Genomic DNA, 503 nt, shown 5'->3' with positions numbered 1-503 from the left:
CGGGCGAATGGCACGCATCACTGCCTAAACAAGGTGACCTTGCAAAACCTCGTACTTTGGATGTGATGGCAGCACTTAACCGTATGCGTAAGTCACAGTTCAAACCTTCACACTAAGTATTTTGTATTTGACGTATCACGACTTATCCAAGTCTGGCTCGTCTAAAACAAAAAGGCAGCAATTATCGCTGCCTTTTTTATTTTCAGTCCTAAACCACCAACTACAGTAGGTAGTTATTTACTATTTATCCATTTCGAAGCACGTTCCATGCTTCGCACAACACTCTGAATCTTTCGGCATCGCCATTTTCTCTATCAGGATGCCAGCGTAACGCCAGTTTCCGCCATTGTCGGCGGATTTCAGTACGAGATGCATCACCCGCTAGGTCAAAGAGTTTAAGCGCTTTCGCTTTATCGATGTTGTGCTCCGAGGCGCCGCCGACAAAGCGTTGATAACGACTCCAAAACTCATTGAGTAATCGACGAACTTCATCTTTGTTCGCT

Annotated in this window: 2 protein-coding genes; one reads left to right on the top strand and one right to left on the bottom strand. The window is 45.3% G+C overall.

Annotated features, from left to right (window positions below; genetic code table 11):
* The coding region (locus R7P64_RS24875; RefSeq protein WP_411979343.1) for a hypothetical protein at positions 1-116 on the top strand (116 nt) is incomplete at its 5' end.
* 128 nt (positions 117-244) lie between these two features.
* Here R7P64_RS24875 and R7P64_RS24785 read toward each other — a convergent pair.
* Positions 245-503 (bottom strand): J domain-containing protein (locus R7P64_RS24785; protein WP_318124303.1); only part of this gene is annotated, 259 nt, incomplete at its 5' end.

It is taken from the genome of Vibrio sp. 2304, from assembly GCF_033339475.1.
Classification (GTDB): Bacteria; Pseudomonadota; Gammaproteobacteria; order Enterobacterales; family Vibrionaceae; genus Vibrio; species Vibrio alginolyticus.
This window is presented reverse-complemented; position numbering and strand designations above follow the sequence as displayed.